Here is a 17,431-nt window from a genome sequence, read left to right on the forward strand (position 1 = left end):
TGCGAAGCGGATGCCCCGCTGCCAGCGGGCCGCGCGGCATCCGCTTCGTGCGCCCTCAGACATAGCTAGCATTGATGGATGACACTAGATGCCCAGGATGCGTCCCCTCCGCTCGTGATTGACCGCGAAATTCTGCAGTGGACCGACTTCGCCGCGGCGTCGCGTGAGCTGGCGACTCGAGTGCGGGGCAGTGGCTTTCATCCCGATGTGGTGATCGCCATCGCCCGCGGCGGACTACTGCTGGCCGGCGCTGTGTCGTATGCGCTCGGCACGAAGAACTGCGGCAGCATCAACGTGGAGTTCTACACCGGCATCGACGAACGGCTGCCCGAGCCCGTGCTGTCGGCGCCGATGCTCGACGCCCCGGCCCTCGCCGGCAAGCGGGTCCTGCTCGTCGACGACGTCTCTGACTCTGGCCACACCCTCGCGTTGGTCATGCGCCTGCTCGGCGAGACCGCGATAGAGGTGCGCACCGCGACCCTGTATACCAAGCCGCGCACGGTGCACGTGCCCGATTTCACGTGGCGCGAGACCGACAAATGGATCGTGTTCCCTTGGTCGGCGCTGGCGCCGGTGGCGGGAGCCCCTGACAGCAGCGCGCCGGAAACGCTCGCTGACCTGCTCGCCGACGTGCCTGCCGACGTGACCGCTGACGTGACGGCTGAGGTCGCAGCGTGAGCGTGCACCTGGTCGGCGGCGGGGGAGACCCCGTACACGACATTCCGGTCTTCGCGACCTTCCGGTCCGAGGTGACCGCCCATGCCGGCCAGGCCGGCCACGATGAACCGGTCGTGGCGATCATCACTGTCGGCCCGGGCAGTGCGCACGCCGAAGAGCTCGCCGCATCGCTCGGCACCGGCGTGGAGACCCGCCGCACCGTGCTCGCGCCCGGTGACACGGCCGCCCTGACCGCTTTGGGCGCGGTCGATGGCATCATCATCGGCGGCGGGGTGACGCCCGATTATTTGGCCGCTCTGCTTCCGATTGCCGGCGAGATTCGCCGCCAGGTGTCTAGTGGTGTGCCCTACCTCGGTTTCTCGGCCGGCGCTATGATCGCGGCCGAGCGCGCCCTCATCGGCGGCTGGCGTATCGGCGGCGTCGAGGTCACTCCGGAACACGTCTCGGAGGGCCTCGATGAAATCACCCTGGCCCAGGGGATCGGCCTGCTCGACGTCACGGTCGATGTGCATGTTGCCCAGTCCGGCAGCCTGTCCCGACTGATCGCGGCGACCGAGGCGGGCCTGATCGACGGGGGCCTTGCCATCGACGAGAACACCGTGCTGGTGGTCGGTGAGGGTGCCCTCGGTGTGCTCGGAGCCGGCAGCGTCTGGCGGGTCAGTCAGGCCGACGGTGGCGTTCTCGTGAGCACCATCGGCGCCTGACCGGCTCATGAACCTCGATGCGCTCGCGGCGACCGGGCAGGTCGACCCGGGCTGGGCGCGAGCCCTCGCTCCCGTGGCCGACGACCTGGCCCGGGTGGGTGATTTTCTGGCGAGCGAACGGGCGACCGGCCACGTCGTGTTGCCCGCGCCGGAGCACCTGCTGCGCGCGTTTCGGCAGCCGTTCGACGCCGTTCGGGTGCTCATCGTCGGGCAGGACCCGTACCCGACTCCGGGGCATCCGATCGGTTTGGCCTTCGCCGTCAACGCCGACGTGCGGCCGGTGCCGCGGAGCCTGGGCAACATCTACACCGAGCTCGGGGCTGACTTGGGCCTGCCGCGGCCCGAGCACGGCGACCTCTCGGCGTGGTCCGATCAGGGGGTCTTGCTGCTCAACCGGGTGCTCAGCGTGCGCGCCGGCGCAGCCGGATCGCATCGCCGCCACGGCTGGGAAAGCGTGACCGACCAGGCGATCCGGGCTCTCGTGCGACGGAAGCATCCGCTCGTGGCCATTTTGTGGGGCAAAGATGCCGGCGCGCTTCGGCCATTGCTCGGCGACACGCCCGTCATTGAATCGGCGCACCCGAGCCCCCTTTCAGCCCGTCGCGGTTTTGTCGGCTCCCGGCCGTTCAGTGGCGCCAACCAGCTACTCACCGCGCAGGGGGCGGCACCGGTGCAGTGGGCTCTTCCGGTAATCTGGAACCAACAAGAAAAGGGAGTGCCGGGTGCTTGAGGAAGAATACGAGCCTCGTCGTCGACTGCCTCGCCACCTGCGACCGGAAATCGCGGTCGAGGCGCCGTTCGAATATACGATGCGCGAGGTTCGAGCAACGGATCTGCCGCACATTCGCGAGATCTACAACTATTACGTCGCCAACAGCACCGTCACCTTTGACGAAGATGCAATGACACTCACCGAGTGGCGCGACAAGTTCTACTACCTGAACAAGCAGGGCATGCCGTTCATCGTTGCCGTCTCACCGGCCGATCAAATTCTCGGTTACGCCCTGGTCAGCCCCTGGAAACAGAAGAAGGCCTTCCGGTTCACGGTGGAGAACTCGATCTACCTCGGCGCGGCGTCGACGGGTAAAGGCCTCGGCCGCGCGCTGCTCGGCGAGCTGATCAACCGGTCTAAAGCAGCCGGCCTGAAGGAGATCATCGCCGTCATCGCCGACCAGGGAGCGGATGCCTCAATCAAGCTGCACCGCGACTTCGGCTTCGCCGAGATCGGCCGCATGGGCAAGGTCGGTTTCAAGTTCGAGCGCTGGCTCGGCACGATTCTGCTGCAGAAAAGCCTGAAGTAGTCCAGTCGCGGGTGCAAATAAGTGCCCAGCGATCTGCGCGCCCGACCGCCACTGCCGACGCATGCCCAAGCGCGCACCCCGCGCGCTCCAGGACTTTTTGTCGTTGGTTACCGTTCGACGTCGACCCATTCGTGGCCAAGGGCTTCCAATTCCGCGGTTCCGGCCGTGACTCGGGCGACGATCGCGGCGAGCCGCGTCGCGTCGTCATCGGCAATCTTCAGCACCGCATCGAGCCCATACTGCGTACCCAGGATGAGCACTCCGCGCTGGCGCAACTCGGCCTCGATGCGGCCGGCATCCGCGTGGGGCAGGGCGAGCGTGAACAATTCACGGCGTTCGCGCTCCACGACCAGCCCCAGGGACTGGGCCGCGTCGATCGCCGTGAGAACGGCCTCCGAGTACGCGCGCACCAGGCCGCCAGCACCGAGAAGGGTGCCACCGAAGTAGCGAGTGACGACCGCCACGCAGTCGACGAAACCTCGCCCGGACAGCGCTTCGAGCATGGGCCGCCCCGCAGTTCCCGATGGTTCACCGTCGTCATTCGAACGACGCACCTGATCGGGAGCACCGGATGACCCGAGCACGAATGCCGAGCAGTGGTGGCGAGCACCCCAGTGGGTCTTCCGTGCGTCGTCGATCGCAGCGCGCGCCGCATCCTCTGTCTCGGTTCTGACCAGGCGGCACAGAAATCTGGATCGTTTTACTTCGATCTCGGCGTCGACACGGCTGCCGATGCCGCCGTGCAAAGTGAGATCGGGCATGCGTCCAGTCTCGCGCATCCGGGTGATCGGCGCCCGGTGCAGCAGAAGAAGCGCCCGGGGCCGGGGTAGTAGTCGTTGGTTTTCTGCCGGGGATCGAAGTCGTTACCGGGCGCCGTGTGGCGTGTTCATGCGCCCGACCGCGTTCAGCACGGCGCGCCGGGGGGAGATACTGACCATCCGGGCGAGCAGCGCGTTGCGCGCGCCGACCAGCACGACCGACGGCGTCACCGACCGGTCGAGGGCAGCGAAGGAGGCACGCATGACCTCGTCCACTGTCAAGGGCGTGCCCTTCTTACCGCCGCTGGTCTGGGCGATCTCGAAGAACTCGGTGTCGGCGGGGCCCGGGCAGATCGCGGTGACCTTGAGGCCGCTCGCGCGGGTCTCGTAGCTGACCGCCTCGGTGTAGCTGAGCACATAGGCCTTGGTCGCCGCGTAGACCGCCATGCGCGGCACAGGCTGGAACGCCGCCGTGCTCGCCAGGTTCACCAGCGCTGCGGTGTGCGGATGCAGCGAGGCCGTCTCGACCAGATCGGGCAGGAAAGCATGGGTCAGCGCGGTCAGTGCGTGCACATTGAGGGCGACCTGCTCCGCTTCCCGTCCCTGGTCGGAGTCGAGTACGGTGCCGAAGGTACCAAAGCCGGCGTTGTTGACGAGGGTGCCAATGGTGATCGCCCGTTCGCGCAGGTCGGAGACCAGCTCGGGGACGGCATCCGCTTCGCTGAGATCAAGCGGAATCACGGTGGAGACGGTGCCGTATTTCTCGGCCAGGTCGACCGCGAGCGCCTCCAGACGGGCCTGACGGCGGGCGACGAGCACGAGATCCGCGCCGCGCTGGGCGAGCTCGTGCGCGTACCCGACGCCGAGTCCGCTCGACGCTCCGGTGATGAGCGCGGTAGTGCCGATGGGATTGTACAAAGCGCTGGCCATGGCTTGAGGTTAGCCTCCCGGATCGAACATGACCAGAGGTGGCCGGTCACCGGGCCCGGTCGAACTAGGCTCGAATCATGGCTGATCCACACGAACTGACCGCCCTGGAACAATGGCAGGCCCTGCAGCGGCGGGAGATCAGCCCGAGCGAGCTCACCGAGCACTACCTGGCCCGCATCGAGAAATTCAATCCGACGCTCGGCGCCTTCGTCACCGTGACCGCGGATGCCGCCCGGGCCCGGGCCCGCTTCGTTGAAGAGCGGATGCCGCTCACCGCGCCGCTTTGGGGCCTCCCCTTCGCCGACAAAGACCTGTACCTGCGTGCGGGGGTGCACGCCGGGTTCGGGTCGCGCCTGTTCGTCGACTATGTGCCCGACCAGTCCGACGACCTGGTGCAGGTACTCGATGACGCCGGGGGAGTCAGCCTCGGTAAAACCAACACGCCCGAATTCGGGCTCGCCTCGTACACCGAAAGCCTGGCCTCCCCGCCCGCCCGCACCCCGTGGAACCTCGCGCTCGGTGCCGGCGGATCCAGCGGCGGCGCTGCTGTCGCGGTCGCAGCGCGCTTGCTCCCGTTCGCGCCCGGCTCCGACGGCGGCGGGTCTATCCGCATTCCGGCGGCCGCCTGCGGCCTCGTCGGCCTCAAGCCCAGTCGCGGGCGTGTACCCGCCGCTTCCGGCATCGACAAGCTCGGCGGCCTTTCCGTTGGTGGCCCGCTCGCTCGCACTGTAGCGGATGCCGCCCTCCTGCTCGACGCCATGATCGCGCCTCGGGACAGTCACCCCACCCACTACTACGCACTGCGGGCCCCCGATGATCAGACGCCGCTGCTGGCAGCGGCCGTGCGCGGCGAGGGCCGGTTCCAGCTCGGCGTCATGACGACCTCGGCCTGGGACAACGACTACTCCATCGAAATCGCGCCCGAAGCGCAGGAGGCGCTCGACCGGGCCGTCGCTGGATTCGCCGCGCTGCACCACGGACTCGAAGAGACGGCGCTGCTGCCCGACCCGAGCTACGCGCCGGCGTTTCGCACCATCTGGCAGGCTGGCGCGGCGAGCATCCCGGCCGAGACCGAGGCCGAGATCGCCCTGCTCGAACCGTTGACCCAGTGGCTGCTCGCCCGGGGCCGAAATCTCAGTGCCCGCGACCTGGCGCAGGCGCTCGCCGCGCTGACCGCGTTCGAGCGGTCGTTCATTCAGCAACTGTCGAAATTCGATGCCGTGCTGACCCCGGCCATGGCCCTGACCCCGCGGCCGGTCGGATGGTACGACGCGCACGACGCCGAGGCGAACTTCGCCCAGCAGGTGCAGTACACGCCGTTCACCTCGATGATCAACGTGAGCGGACTGCCGGCGATCGTGCTTCCGGTGCACCAAACCGAAGACGGCCTGCCGATGGGGGTGCAGCTCATCGGCCGGCCGGGCGGCGAGGCCACGCTGCTCGCGCTCGGCGCGCAACTGGAGCGGCGCATCCGCTGGCAGGAGCGAGTACCGCCCGAGCCGGCGTAAAAAACCTACTGACGCGTCGCCACCGGGTTGGACGGCCACCAGAACCGGTCATCGACCAGAAAGACCAGGGCCGGCACGAGCACGGTGCGAACGACCAGGGTGTCCAGCAACACACCGATGCAGACGATCACGCCGATCTGGGTGAGAGCAACAACGGGTAGCACCCCGAGCACGGCGAACACGGCCGCGATCAAAATGCCGGCGCTCGTGATCACGGCGCCGGTCGAGGACAGCGCCCGCACCATTCCTTCGCGGGTGCCGTAGCACCGCGCCTCTTCGCGGGCACGCGTCGTCAGGAAGATGTTGTAGTCCACGCCGAGCGCCACCAGGAACAGGAACGCAAACAAGACGACGTTGGTGTCGAATGCGGCAAACCCGAGCAGGTTTTGAAAGATCAGGTTAGAGGCCCCCAGGCTGGCGAAGAAGGTGGCGAGCACCGTGGCAATGAGCAGTACCGGTGCCACGATCGAGCGCAGTAACAGCGCCAGAATGAGAAAGACGATGCCGAGGATCAGCGGCAGAATCAGACGCTGATCGCGCTCGGCGCTGGTCTTCGTGTCGAGGGCCGTGGCATCGCTGCCACCGACCAGTGATTGCGAAACGGCGCCGGGGGCATCCGCTACATCGGTGCGCAGGGCGGCGATGGTCGCGAACGTTGCGTCGCTGCCCGGTTCACTGTCGAGTGTGACGTCGATGCGGGTCAGGCCGCCGGCGTTCTCACCGGCGACCGCCGCAGAAACTCCGGGGATCGCCAGAGCGACCGCCACGGTGTCAGCGGATGCCGCTTCCGGCGCCAACACAACGGTCTGGCTGGTCAGCCCCGCCGAAAACGACGCGTCCACGATGCGCTGCGCAACGACCGATTCCGGGTTGCCGAGCAGCTGGTCGGCCTGGGAGAGCCCAACCGCGGCGCCGTTCAGCCCGAAGGCGAGAGCGCCGATCGCCAGAACGGAAATGACCGTGATGATCACCGGGTGCTGGGACACGCCCCGGCCGAGCCGTGTCCAAAAACCGGTGCGCATCGGCGCGGCTTGAGCCTGCACGCGCGGAATGAACGGCCAGAACAGGCCGCGCCCGCACACCACGAGGGCCGCCGGCAGCACGAGCAGGGCGAACAGGATGGCGACGATCACACCGATGGCGCACGCAATGCCGAGGGCCCGGTTGCCGGCGAGTTCCGCGAACATCAAGGTGAGAAGGCTCAGCGCGACCGTGCCGCCGCTGGCCGCGATAGCCGGGCCGGCGCTCGTCACTGCGGTACGCATCGCGACGTTGCGATTCTCAGTGTGCAGCAATTCTTCGCGGTAGCGCGCCACGAGCAGCAGGGCGTAGTTGGTACCGGCGCCGAACACGAGCACGGAGAGAATCCCCGAGATCGAGGCATCGAGGGCGAAACCGAGCGGTTCGGCCAGCGCGCCGGCCACCTTGCCGGCCAGGCCGTCGGCGAGGCCGACCACGACGAGCGGCACGATCCACAGCACCGGGCTGCGATAGGTCACGATGAGCAGCACCGCGACGACGATCACGGTCACCAGCAGCAGGCGAAAGTCGGCTCCGGCGAAGGCATTGGTGATGTCGGCCTGAAAACCCACCGGCCCGGTGACGTAGGCGGTCAGCCCGCCGGGCAGCGCGGTCGACGCCGTAGCGCGGATAGCGGTGGCCACCTTCTCAATATCGGCCGTCGCCCCGAGGGCCTCCAGTGGCACCACGCTCAGCGCAGCCTGACCGTCGTCGCTGAACTGCGGCGTTGCTGCGCGCGGGGCGATCGACGCGGCACCGAGCTGAGCCGCGGCGGCGGTGATTGCCGTCTTGTCGGCCGCGGTCAGGCCGGCGCCGTCCCGGGACCAAACCACGATCGCAGCGGTCTGATCGGCGGAAGGAAACGTGGTGAGCAGCTCGGTAACCCGGGCCGCCTGGCTGCTTTCCGGCAACCCCGCGGCTGGAAAATCTGCGGAGTCATTGGCCGGAAGCAGGGTGAACAGTAACCCCACGCCAACGATTGTCCCGAGCAATACCGCCCAGGCGGTGCGTTTGCCGGAGATAAAGCGGGTGATCGCGAGCACTGTTCCTCCCAGAATGTCACTGATCGCTATCCTAGCTAGCCAAACGATTGCACCATTGTTTTGAATCACTCAAAACAAGATGCTAAGGTCGAAGCATGACGCTACCCGAATTGAGCTCCGGCGCTGACCTGCCCCCGGCTGTAGCCGACGCCGGGTTACTCGAGGACGGTATCCGCTCGGCTGGACTCAAGGTGACCGCACCGCGTCTGGCCGTGCTTGGGGCCCTCACCGACAGGCCGCATGCGACCGCCGATGCACTGTTCAGCGCTGTGCGCGCAGACCTGCCGGGCACGTCGCTCCAGGCGATCTATGGAGTGCTGGCCTCGTTCACCACCGCAGGGATCGTACGCAAGATCGAACCGGCCGGCTCGGCCGCGCTGTTTGAACGCCGGGTCGGTGACAATCACCACCACATCGTCTGCACCCGCTGTGGCGTAGTGCACGACGTGGACTGCGCCGTCGGTCACTCTCCCTGCCTCACCCCGGTGGATGCGCTCGGCTTCGACGTGCGCGCCGCCGAGGTCATCTATTGGGGCCTCTGCGCCCAGTGCCAATCCGAAACCGCTCTCCCCTAAACTTTCACCCTCAACGACGCGTTGCTGATCCACTTTCAAGGAGCACTATGACTAACAACCCCACTACTGACCAGACGGGAACGCCCGTCGCGAGCGACGCGCACTCCCTCACCGCCGGCGCCGACGGCGTCATCGCGCTGCACGACCGCTACCTGGTCGAGAAGCTCGCCCAGTTCAACCGCGAGCGCATTCCGGAGCGCATCGTGCACGCCAAGGGCGGCGGAGCGCACGGTGAGTTCGTCGTCACCGGCGACGTCTCCAAGTACACCCGCGCGGCCGTGTTCCAGCCGGGCACGGTCACACCGACCCTCCAGCGTTTCTCCAGCGTTGCCGGCGAGCAAGGCAGTCCAGACACCTGGCGCGACGTGCGCGGTTTCTCGGTCAAGTTCTATACGACCGAGGGCAACTACGACATCGTCGGCAATAACACCCCGGTATTCTTCGTCCGCGACGGCATCAAGTTTCCCGACTTCATCCACTCGCAGAAGCGCCTTCCCGGCACCGGCCTGCGCGACGCGACCATGCAGTGGGATTTCTGGACTTTGTCTCCGGAGTCAGCCCACCAGGTCACCTACCTCATGGGTGACCGCGGACTGCCGCGCTCGTGGCGCGAGATGCCCGGCTTCGGTTCGCACACCTACCAGTGGATCAACGCCGCGGGCGAGCGTTTCTGGGTGAAGTACCACTTCGAATCCAACCAGGGCAACGTCGAGATGGACGGGTCAGAGGCCGAACTGCTCGCCGGAGCGGATGCCGACTACTACCGTCGGGACCTGTCTGACGCGATCGCCGCCGGCAACTTCCCGTCGTGGAACGTGTCTGTGCAGGTCATGCCGTACGAGCAGGGCAACACCTACCGGTTCAACCCGTTTGACGTGACCAAGGTCTGGCCGCACGCCGACTTCCCGCTGATCCCGGTCGGCACCCACACCCTCAACCGCAACCCGGAGAACTTCTTCGCCGAGATCGAACAGGCGGCGTTCTCGCCGGCCAACTTCGTGCCCGGCATCGCGGCGAGCCCCGACAAGATGCTCATGGCACGTATCTTCTCCTACCCCGACGCGCAGCGCTACCGCGTGGGTACCAACTACGCGCAGCTGCCGATCAATGCTCCCAAGAGCCCGGTCAACAACTACTCACAGGACGGCTCGCAGCGCCACCACTTCAACGCACCGAGCGTACCGAACTACGCGCCGAACTCGCTCGGCGGCCCCGTCGCCGACCCGGCCGCTGCCGGTGAGGGCGCATGGGAGGACGACGGGACGCTGCTGCGTGCCGCCGCGACCCTGCGCAGCGAGGACAGCGACTTCGGCCAGGCCGGAACGCTCTACCGCGAGGTCTACGACGATGGCGCCAAGGAGCGTCTTCTCGACACCATCACCGGTGCCATCAGCGGCGTGACCCGCCCCGAGGTCACCGAGCGAGCAATCTGGTACTGGACCAGCGTTGACGCCGACCTCGGCGCCAAGCTGCGCGCGAACCTCGCCGTTTTCGCCGAGGCTGCAGCGGTCGACGCGGCATACGTCGCCGGCCAGTAGTAACACCCGCACGACAAAAACCGCCCGGCCTGATTGCAGGCCGGGCGGTTTTGTGCGTGTTTCCGCTCGTGAGGGGTCGCAAATCGACCGTCGGGGGCCGGCTCTGGTCGGTGGGTGAACCTCACGCGACGGATGGGTGGCCGCCGCGCTGGCCAGCCGCTGCTTTAACGCAGGTAGCCGCCTTTTTTCAGGCCGGCCTCGATCTCAAAACGGTTCTTCAGCGGATTGCGCCCGGCGACCGCGTACAGCAGCGGAAAGACCATGCCGAACCGTTGCCACTGGCGTTTGTGCACGGCTTCATGCTCGAGGACAGCGGCTGTGACGTTCTGGTTGGTGAGGTAGCAGCCGCCAACGCAGGAGCCGCCGCGACCGAAGGTCCATGGTGGCATTCCGCGGAACACGAACAACCCTGCCCTTTTTTCGACCCGCCCAGTGCTCCAGATCGACCCCCAGACCAGTCCGAACGCGGTGGCGTAGAGGTAGCCGGCCCGGCTGACCGATGAATCAAAGAGGAGGCGACGCATGCCTTACCGTGAAGCCTCGTCGGTGAACCCCGGGCGCCCGAAGGCTTCGAGCAGGCGCAGCCACACCTCGCTGAGGGTGGGGAAACTCGGTACCGCGTGCCATAAACGATTGATGGGAACTTCGCCGACAATCGCGACCGTGGCCGAGTGCAGCAGCTCGGCGACGTCTTGGCCGACAAAAGTAACGCCGAGAAGGACCTCTCGGTCGAGATCGACGATCGCCCGGGCCTTGCCGACGTAGCCGACCGCGAGTACCGAGGCGCCGCCCAGGTTGGCGAGGTCGTAGTCCAGTATGCGGATGCGATACCCCGCCTTTACGGCGGACGCTGCGGTCAGCCCCACCGAGGCAACCTCCGGGTCGGTAAAGGTCACTTGCGGAACGGCGGCGTGGTCGGCCGTCGCCACGTGCGCGCCCCAGTGCGCATCATCGACCGGGGTGCCGGCTGCACGGGTCACGATCGCGTCGCCGGCCGCGCGGGCCTGGTATTTGCCCTGGTGCGTGAGGAGCGCTCGGTGGTTGACGTCGCCGGTGGCATAGAGCCAGTCGCCGGACAGCGCGGGGGAGTCGCCCTGCACGAGCAGCGAGTCGTCTACCACGAGCCAGTCACCCGGGTTGAGGCCGACCGTGTCGAGGCCGAGGTCGTGGGTGCGAGCGGTGCGCCCGATGGCTACGAGCACCTGGTCGGCCGCGACGGTGGTGCCGTCATCGAGCGTGAGCGTGACCGTACCGGTCGCATCCCGGTGCGCGGTCGTGGTGGACGGGCCGACGAGCACGGTCACCCCATTCTCCTCGAGCGCGGCGGTGATGAGTTCGCCCGCAAAGGGTTCCTGGTTGCCGAGCAGCGCGCTGCGGGCGATCACCGTCACCGTCGAGCCGAGCGAGGAGTAGGCGGCGGCCATCTCGGCGGCGACGACGCCGCCGCCGATCACGGCGAGACGCTCCGGAATCTGCTGGGCGCTCGTCGCATCGCGGCTGGTCCACGGCTCGATCTCTTTCAGACCGTCAATGTCGGGCAGCAGCGCCGCCGACCCAGTGCTGACGACGACCGCATGGGTGGCGGTCAGAACGGTCACCGCGCCATCCGGTGCGGTCACGGTGACCTCTTTGACGCCAGTGAGACGGGCATGGCCACGCACGAGGCCGATACCAGCCGACTCCAGCCATTTTGCCTGGCCGTCGTCCTTCCAGTTGCTCGTAATGGAGTCGCGTTGCTTGAGGGTCGCCCGCACGTCGATGCTTCCCGTGACGGCCTCGGCGGCGCCCGGAACCCGGCGGGCCGCAGCGAGGGCGGCGCCGCTGCGCAGCAGCACTTTCGACGGCATGCAGGCCCAATACGAACACTCGCCGCCGACCAGATCGCTCTCGACGAGGACTGTGCGTAGTCCGCCCTGGGCGGTGCGGTCGGCAACGTTCTCCCCGACGGCGCCGCCGCCGATGACGATGACGTCGTAGATCTGACTCGACATTGAAGCTCCTTGATTCGGGGTGTACCGGCCTGGAGATGAAAAACTGGCCACGGCTGCTCGGGCTGGTGGTCGTTAGCCGGGACGTGGAGAGCGTGAATCAGTGCAGCCTACCCTGACGTTCTTACTCAGTGTGTGAGTTTGTTTGAGACGTCGCCGCCTGCCGTAAACGACTGGGATCAGGCCATCTGGCTTTCGGCGAGTGCTGTGACACCGGGCCCACCTTATGAACGCGGGCCCAGTTTATAAGCTGGGCCCGCGTTCCGGGCCCAGGCCCCGTCCACACGTGATGGGGCGTGGGGTACTAGCGGCCGAGGAAGACGGCGGGGATCCGGGTCAGGAACGACTGCATACCGATGCGGGAGTCCTCGGTGGCCACCAAGCGGGCGAGAGCCGGCTGCAGTGCTGCTTCAGCAGATGCCGGACCGCTCCGCTCGGCCAGGCGCGCGTTGGCCAGGGTGGCTTGGATAGCGAGCGGGGCCTGGGCAGCGATCTTCTCGGCGAGCATGAGCGCCCGGTCGAACTGGGCGCCGTCGGGCACGATTTCCTGCACGAGGCCGAGGCGGTACGCCTCGGCGGCATCGAACAGGTCGCCGGTGAGTAGCCAGCGCATGGCATTGCCCCAGCCGGCCGCACGCGGAAACCGAATCGTCGCGCCCCCGAACGGCAGAATGCCCCTGGCGACCTCGATCTGACCGAACCGAGTGGATTCGGCGGCGACCACGATGTCGCTCGCCAGCATCAGCTCGATGCCGAGGGTGAGGCAGGTGCCCTGCACAGCAATGACGACCGGTTTGCTGAGGGATTCGCCATCCACTTGCCACGGGTTGATGCCGCCCGCCGGTACCATTTCGAGCCCGTTCGGGCCGAGTCTTGGGCCGATATCGGCGAGGTCGAGTCCGGCCGTGAAGTGTTCCCCGACCGCGTAGACCAGGCCGACGCGCAGCCCGAGGTCGCGGTCGAGCTCACCGTAAGCGAGCGCGAGCTGCTGCAACAGCGAGAAATCGGCGGCATTGCGTTTTTCGGGCCGGTTGAACCCGATCAGCAGAATGTGGCCACGACGCTCGGTGAGAATGCGGGGCTCGTCGGTCATGGGGCCTCTATCGGTACAGGTGACGTTGCAGGTGGAAGTGGCGAGCGGATGCTCTGTGGCCGGCTCGGGGCGCAGTGACGGGGCATCCAGCTAGCGGGTGAGCGCGCCGATGATGCGCAGAATGCTCGGCAGGTCATCGGTCGCCGCTGCCGGCGACGCGGGCGCGAACCCGGTGATGGTCGCGCCGGCGAGAGTGAACTCGGCGCGTAGCGCGGTGATCGCGCCGCCGAGATCAGCCACGCTCAGCCCGAACGGAATGAGATCGCTGAGGCCATCGAGCGCCGAAGGATCGAGCACGTCAAGGTCGATGTGCACGAAAACGTGCGTGGCGCCGATTGCCGCAACCGCGGCAATGAGCGCGGCGGGGTCGGCCAGCTCGGAGCACGACACGCTCACCAGGCCGTGCTCGTTCAGCAGTACGTCCTCGGCATCGTCGATGTCACGAATGCCGGCGAGAACGACGTTCTGCAGGCGCACGCTGCTCGCGGCGGCCAGCTCGAGTTCGGCCGGCCCTTCGCCGCTGATCGCGCGCAAGACCATGCCACAAAATCCGCCCGACGGCGAGGATTCCGGCGTGTGCAGGTCGGGGTGGGCGTCAAACCACACCACGGCCAGATCGCCTGGATGCGTGCGCGCCGCGTGTTCGACCGCGGCCAACGCGATGCCGCAGTCGCCACCGATCGAGAGGGCCCAATCGGTGGTGTCCTGCAAGATCCTGGTGTGTCGTTCGCGTACCTGTTGGATCGCCGAGAACCGACGCACGCCGGTATCGAGCGAATCACCGGCCTCGACCGGCACATCGACCAGACGTGTGGCCGAAAAGGGGAGGTCGCCCTGGATAGCCGCCGCCCCGTCTATCAGGCGCATTGCGCGCGGAGAAGTCGAACCCTGCCACTGCGGTACTACAACGAAGGTGGGAGCCATACCTCAGTATGGCTTAGCGACCGTGCAGGCAGCATCCGCTTCGCCGACAACAAATTTCTTGCGGCCGACAGGGGAGCGGATGCCGCCATGCCGTCTCTCGACGAATTCGTCGGGTACACACCGGGTCGTCACGACTCGCACGTGTCGAGTGCGCAGGCCTAACCCTCGATGGCGGCGGTGTTGCCGGCCTTCAGAGCGGCGAGGCGGGCATCCACTTCGGTGAGTTCGCCGAGATCGTCGAGGCTTTCGAACTGCGCATCGAGGCTGGATGCGGCGAGTTCTTGGGCGCCACGTACGCGGGCCTCCTCGCGGCGGATCTTGTCTTCGAAGCGGTTGACCTCGCTCGTCGGGTCCATCATGTCGATGCTTTTGACGGCGTCCATCACCTGCGCCTGCGCTTTCGCGGTCTTGGAGCGCGCGATCAGCTCAGCGCGCTTGTTGGTGAGCTGTACCAGCTTCTCTTTCATGGCGTTCAGGCCGGTCTTGAGCTGGTTGACGACGGCGGTCTGCGCCTGAATCTGTGGTTCGGCGGTCTTGACCTCCTTCTCGGAGGTGAGCTGTCGACCGAGCGCGACCTTGGCGAGGTTGTCGAACTTGTCGGCGTCGGCAGCGTTGCCGACCAGGCGCAGCTCGTCGGCCTTGCGACTCGCGGCGAGGGCCTTGTCGCCCCACTCCACGGCGGCTTCCTGGTCTTCACGATGGTCGTCTTCGAGCAGACGCAGGTTGCCGATGGTCTCGGCAATCGCGCTCTCGGCATCGGAGATGCTGCTCGAGAAGTCGCGCACCATCTGGTCAAGCATTTTGGCCGGGTCTTCCGCCGAGTCCAGGATGGCGTTGATGTTCGCCTTCGCAAGCTGGGAGATACGGCCGAAGATGGACTGCTTGGTCATTCGGAGGTCCTTTCACAAAGAGTGACCCTGGCCGAAGGATTCCGCCGGGGAAGTGCATGTCTGTTGCAAAGTTTAGGGTGACCGGTAGACCCGAGTCTGGGAACCTCCAAAAATCTGCCCGAGGGCGATGTTGCCCCGTGTTACAGGACCGCTCGCACACGACGCGCGCGCCGCCCAAAATGGGACGAGCGCGGCTTTGATTGAACGCAGCGCAATCGACACCGACGGGAGCCCCGCATGAACGAAGAACTCACGAACCGCATGCTCGCCGTCGTCGAGGTCACGACCGCGCGTCCCGACCGGCCCGCTTACCACGCCAAGGTACAGGTGCTCAACTCTCGCGTCGTCGCTGAGGCCAAGGCAGGTGGCTGGTCTGTCACCCGCGTCGCCGCCGCCGACGTCACCCCCGCCGAACTGTTGCGCCGTACTGTGGACGCCGACGCTGTCGTCATCGTCGGCGGCGAAGATATCTCCCCCAGCTATTACGGCGGCACGACCGGCTATGAGGGCGAGACGGTGCACTTCGCTTCCGCAGACGAGGGCCAGATCGCTCTCGTGCAGCGTGCGCTCGCGCTCGGCACACCGCTGCTGGGCATCTGCCGCGGCCTGCAGATCATCAACGTCGCCCTCGGCGGCACCCTCGTGCAGCACATCGACGACGGCATTCACAAGAACATCGACGTGCCGGTCGACCAGATCCTTTCTACCCACGACGTCACACTGGCCACAGGCAGCACTATCGCGACCGTCCTCGGCGGGGTGGACATCTCGGTGCAGAGCGCCCACCACCAGATCGTCGACGATCTCGGCGCCGGGCTGGTGGCCGCGGCCCACGCCCCGGACGGCTTGATCGAAGCGCTCGAGCACGGAAGCGCTCCAATCGTTGGTGTGCAGTGGCACCCCGAAGCGCCCGATTCCCCAGCCGACCAGCTGGCTCTGCTTTTGGCCGGACTGGCCGCTCAGCACGACGCCCGCACGCGGGTCGAGGCCCGAATCACAAGCGCCCTGGCCGCTTAGCTGCGCGACGGACTAGAGAACGGCAGCGTCGAACGTGGCATCGAGGGCCGCCGCGAGATCTGCCACCAGGTCAATGGTGTCTTCGAGGCCCACCGAGAAGCGGAGGTGCCCGAATTCGCGAAATGGTGCCGGGTACGCCGCGACGCGCGGCCCGGAGTTGTCGACGTGCACGATGAGAGACTCATCGTGCCCGAGCGACACGGCCGACGTGATCACGCGCAGGTTCGCGACGAACCGGTTCTGCGCCGCCTTGTCGCCAGTGACGGCGAAGGCGAGCACCCCGCCGAAACCGTGTGGCAGCTGCCGCAGGGCCACGGCGTGCTGCGGATGCGAGGCTAACCCCGGGTAGGCGACGTACGCGACCCGCGGATCGGCCTCGAGAAAACGGGCGATGGCGAGCGCCGACTCGCAGTGCTGTCGGATGCGCAGGGGGAGCGTAACCGAGCCGCGCATTATCAGCCAGGCGTTGAACGGGCTGATCACACCGCCCACGTCGACCATCGCGTCAACCTTGATCCGCCGAATCAGCGCCGCGCTACCGATGACGGCGCCACCCATCGCGTCGCCGTGCCCGTTGATGTACTTTGTCAACGAGTGCACGACAAGGTCGGCTCCGTGCTCGAGGGGGCGAAACAGCGGCGGCGGCGTGAACGTGTTGTCGATCGACAGCAGGGCGCCGGCTTCGTGCGCGATCTGTGCGACGCCCGCGACATCCGTCACCGCGGTCGTGGGGTTACCGACCGTCTCGATGTGAATCAGACGCGTCGTAGAGCGGATGGCGGACCGCACCGCAGCCAGGTCCGTCGCGTCCACAAAGGTGGCCTCGATTCCGTATTTGTTGGGCAAAAGCTCGGTGAAGAGCCGATATGAGGCCTCGTAGGTGACGTTGGCGACGACGACGTGGTCGCCGGTCTTGAGCAGTGTGAAGAACACGGCGTGCAGGGCGGCGACACCGCTGGCCAGGACCACGGCGTCTTCGCCGCGCTCGAGCACGGCGAGCTTGTGCTGCAGGCCCTGCTGATTCGTGCCGGTGTTGCGGGTGTAGAGACCGGGCGTCGCGCCCGACCAGCTCATCATCGACGGGTCGTCGGGCAGAGCGTATGAGTTGGCCATCACGATCGGTGTGCGGAGCGCCCCCGACCCGACATCGATCGCGTTGCCAGCGTGGACCGACTGGGTCTGAAAGCCCAGCGTGGCCGGATCGTGCTTGTTCGGCCGTGGTACCGGGCTCGAGGCGGGGATCGGTTCGGTGCGAGAGGTCATCCCTCCACGCTAGCCCCGCCGCAGTGTGCACCATGAAACGTTACGTGCCGGGGGTGACCACCTGGCCGGTGCCGACGACGAAAAAGCCCCGGCACTTCTCGCCTGGGGGGAGGTGAGAAATATGCCGGGGCCAATCGTTGGAGTGGGGGAACTCCGTATGTAACGGTACGGGGGATGGCCTGAGAAGGGGCTGATAAAAAT

The 17,431-nt window shown here is 66.8% G+C and carries 17 protein-coding genes; 8 read left to right on the forward strand and 9 right to left on the reverse strand.

What is annotated here, in order from left to right:
• Window positions 1–78 precede the first annotated feature (78 nt).
• The 4 genes from CXY74_RS04555 to CXY74_RS04570 are packed head-to-tail and all read left to right on the forward strand — an operon-like array spanning window position 79 to window position 2,683.
• Window positions 79–678 (forward strand): phosphoribosyltransferase, encoded by a 600-nt coding sequence (locus CXY74_RS04555; RefSeq protein WP_104199332.1) that lies wholly within the window; start codon window positions 79–81, stop codon window positions 676–678.
• Window positions 675–1,382 (forward strand): Type 1 glutamine amidotransferase-like domain-containing protein, encoded by a 708-nt coding sequence (locus tag CXY74_RS04560; protein ID WP_104199333.1) that lies wholly within the window; start codon window positions 675–677, stop codon window positions 1,380–1,382. Before CXY74_RS04555 ends, CXY74_RS04560 begins: the two co-directional genes overlap by 4 nt.
• Before the next feature lie 7 nt (window positions 1,383–1,389).
• Window positions 1,390–2,112 carry a uracil-DNA glycosylase gene (locus CXY74_RS04565; RefSeq protein WP_104199334.1) on the forward strand — a complete coding sequence of 241 codons (723 nt, stop codon included), beginning with the start codon at window positions 1,390–1,392 and terminating at the stop codon, window positions 2,110–2,112.
• Entirely contained in the window at window positions 2,105–2,683 is a 579-nt protein-coding gene (locus tag CXY74_RS04570) for a GNAT family N-acetyltransferase (protein ID WP_199183143.1), read from the forward strand. The genes CXY74_RS04565 and CXY74_RS04570 overlap by 8 nt, the downstream gene beginning before the upstream one ends.
• Window positions 2,684–2,790: 107 nt before the next feature.
• Here CXY74_RS04570 and CXY74_RS04575 read toward each other — a convergent pair whose 3' ends face one another.
• The gene (locus CXY74_RS04575) at window positions 2,791–3,444 is read right to left on the reverse strand and encodes a YigZ family protein (protein WP_104199335.1); all 654 of its coding nucleotides are present in this window, start codon (window positions 3,442–3,444) and stop codon (window positions 2,791–2,793) included.
• Window positions 3,445–3,546: 102 nt separating this feature from the next.
• On the reverse strand, window positions 3,547–4,371 hold the full coding sequence (locus tag CXY74_RS04580; protein WP_104199336.1) for an SDR family oxidoreductase: 825 nt from the start codon (window positions 4,369–4,371) through the stop codon (window positions 3,547–3,549).
• A 77-nt stretch (window positions 4,372–4,448) separates the two neighbouring features.
• Here CXY74_RS04580 and CXY74_RS04585 point away from each other — a divergent pair, with 77 nt between their 5' ends.
• On the forward strand, window positions 4,449–5,879 hold the full coding sequence (locus CXY74_RS04585) for an amidase (protein WP_104199337.1): 1,431 nt from the start codon (window positions 4,449–4,451) through the stop codon (window positions 5,877–5,879).
• Window positions 5,880–5,884: 5 nt separating this feature from the next.
• Here CXY74_RS04585 and CXY74_RS04590 read toward each other — a convergent pair whose 3' ends face one another.
• Window positions 5,885–7,942, reverse strand: coding sequence for an MMPL family transporter (locus tag CXY74_RS04590; RefSeq protein WP_104199338.1), 2,058 nt, complete (start codon window positions 7,940–7,942; stop codon window positions 5,885–5,887).
• A 95-nt stretch (window positions 7,943–8,037) separates the two neighbouring features.
• Between CXY74_RS04590 and CXY74_RS04595 the strand changes: the two genes are divergently transcribed.
• Together CXY74_RS04595 and CXY74_RS04600 are read left to right on the forward strand one after the other, a co-directional pair.
• Complete coding sequence (locus CXY74_RS04595) at window positions 8,038–8,517, forward strand: Fur family transcriptional regulator (RefSeq protein ID WP_104199339.1); 480 nt, start codon at window positions 8,038–8,040, stop codon at window positions 8,515–8,517.
• Between the two features lie 47 nt (window positions 8,518–8,564).
• Window positions 8,565–10,055 carry a catalase gene (locus CXY74_RS04600; protein ID WP_104199340.1) on the forward strand — a complete coding sequence of 497 codons (1,491 nt, stop codon included), beginning with the start codon at window positions 8,565–8,567 and terminating at the stop codon, window positions 10,053–10,055.
• 164 nt (window positions 10,056–10,219) lie between these two features.
• Here CXY74_RS04600 and CXY74_RS04605 read toward each other — a convergent pair whose 3' ends face one another.
• From CXY74_RS04605 to CXY74_RS04625, 5 genes are all read right to left on the reverse strand, one after another.
• Window positions 10,220–10,579: a Fe-S oxidoreductase gene (locus CXY74_RS04605; RefSeq protein ID WP_104199341.1), complete on the reverse strand. Its 360-nt coding sequence runs from the start codon at window positions 10,577–10,579 to the stop codon at window positions 10,220–10,222.
• 3 nt (window positions 10,580–10,582) lie between these two features.
• Window positions 10,583–12,046 carry an NAD(P)/FAD-dependent oxidoreductase gene (locus CXY74_RS04610; RefSeq protein ID WP_104199342.1) on the reverse strand — a complete coding sequence of 488 codons (1,464 nt, stop codon included), beginning with the start codon at window positions 12,044–12,046 and terminating at the stop codon, window positions 10,583–10,585.
• 301 nt (window positions 12,047–12,347) lie between these two features.
• A complete protein-coding gene (locus CXY74_RS04615; protein WP_104199343.1) occupies window positions 12,348–13,136 on the reverse strand; it encodes a crotonase/enoyl-CoA hydratase family protein in 789 nt (262 codons plus the stop codon).
• Window positions 13,137–13,226: 90 nt separating this feature from the next.
• Window positions 13,227–14,060, reverse strand: a complete 834-nt coding sequence (locus tag CXY74_RS04620) for an arginase family protein (protein ID WP_104199344.1) — start codon at window positions 14,058–14,060, stop codon at window positions 13,227–13,229.
• A gap of 158 nt (window positions 14,061–14,218) precedes the next feature.
• Window positions 14,219–14,950 carry a PspA/IM30 family protein gene (locus tag CXY74_RS04625; protein ID WP_104196655.1) on the reverse strand — a complete coding sequence of 244 codons (732 nt, stop codon included), beginning with the start codon at window positions 14,948–14,950 and terminating at the stop codon, window positions 14,219–14,221.
• Between the two features lie 237 nt (window positions 14,951–15,187).
• On the opposite strand from CXY74_RS04625, the gene CXY74_RS04630 reads away from it, so the two are divergent.
• On the forward strand, window positions 15,188–15,967 hold the full coding sequence (locus tag CXY74_RS04630) for a gamma-glutamyl-gamma-aminobutyrate hydrolase family protein (RefSeq protein WP_104199345.1): 780 nt from the start codon (window positions 15,188–15,190) through the stop codon (window positions 15,965–15,967).
• Window positions 15,968–15,979: 12 nt separating this feature from the next.
• On the opposite strand, the gene CXY74_RS04635 is transcribed toward CXY74_RS04630, so the two are convergent.
• Window positions 15,980–17,230 carry a PLP-dependent aspartate aminotransferase family protein gene (locus CXY74_RS04635; RefSeq protein WP_104199346.1) on the reverse strand — a complete coding sequence of 417 codons (1,251 nt, stop codon included), beginning with the start codon at window positions 17,228–17,230 and terminating at the stop codon, window positions 15,980–15,982.
• Window positions 17,231–17,431: the final 201 nt, after the last annotated feature.

Source organism: Cryobacterium sp. Y29 (genome assembly GCF_002929825.1).
Lineage (GTDB): Bacteria > Actinomycetota > Actinomycetes > Actinomycetales > Microbacteriaceae > Cryobacterium.

What these genes read in the sequence shown, in the direction of transcription:
- CXY74_RS04555 (WP_104199332.1), top strand. Translation starts at nt 79, where the DNA reads ATGACACTAGATGCCCAGGATGCGTCCCCTCCGCTCGTGATTGACCGC.
- CXY74_RS04565 (WP_104199334.1), top strand. Translation starts at nt 1,390, where the DNA reads ATGAACCTCGATGCGCTCGCGGCGACCGGGCAGGTCGACCCGGGCTGG.
- CXY74_RS04575 (WP_104199335.1), bottom strand. Translation starts at nt 3,444, where the DNA reads ATGCCCGATCTCACTTTGCACGGCGGCATCGGCAGCCGTGTCGACGCC.
- CXY74_RS04580 (WP_104199336.1), bottom strand. Translation starts at nt 4,371, where the DNA reads ATGGCCAGCGCTTTGTACAATCCCATCGGCACTACCGCGCTCATCACC.
- CXY74_RS04585 (WP_104199337.1), top strand. Translation starts at nt 4,449, where the DNA reads ATGGCTGATCCACACGAACTGACCGCCCTGGAACAATGGCAGGCCCTG.
- CXY74_RS04595 (WP_104199339.1), top strand. Translation starts at nt 8,038, where the DNA reads ATGACGCTACCCGAATTGAGCTCCGGCGCTGACCTGCCCCCGGCTGTA.
- CXY74_RS04600 (WP_104199340.1), top strand. Translation starts at nt 8,565, where the DNA reads ATGACTAACAACCCCACTACTGACCAGACGGGAACGCCCGTCGCGAGC.
- CXY74_RS04605 (WP_104199341.1), bottom strand. Translation starts at nt 10,579, where the DNA reads ATGCGTCGCCTCCTCTTTGATTCATCGGTCAGCCGGGCCGGCTACCTC.
- CXY74_RS04610 (WP_104199342.1), bottom strand. Translation starts at nt 12,046, where the DNA reads ATGTCGAGTCAGATCTACGACGTCATCGTCATCGGCGGCGGCGCCGTC.
- CXY74_RS04615 (WP_104199343.1), bottom strand. Translation starts at nt 13,136, where the DNA reads ATGACCGACGAGCCCCGCATTCTCACCGAGCGTCGTGGCCACATTCTG.
- CXY74_RS04620 (WP_104199344.1), bottom strand. Translation starts at nt 14,060, where the DNA reads ATGGCTCCCACCTTCGTTGTAGTACCGCAGTGGCAGGGTTCGACTTCT.
- CXY74_RS04625 (WP_104196655.1), bottom strand. Translation starts at nt 14,950, where the DNA reads ATGACCAAGCAGTCCATCTTCGGCCGTATCTCCCAGCTTGCGAAGGCG.
- CXY74_RS04630 (WP_104199345.1), top strand. Translation starts at nt 15,188, where the DNA reads ATGAACGAAGAACTCACGAACCGCATGCTCGCCGTCGTCGAGGTCACG.
- CXY74_RS04635 (WP_104199346.1), bottom strand. Translation starts at nt 17,230, where the DNA reads ATGACCTCTCGCACCGAACCGATCCCCGCCTCGAGCCCGGTACCACGG.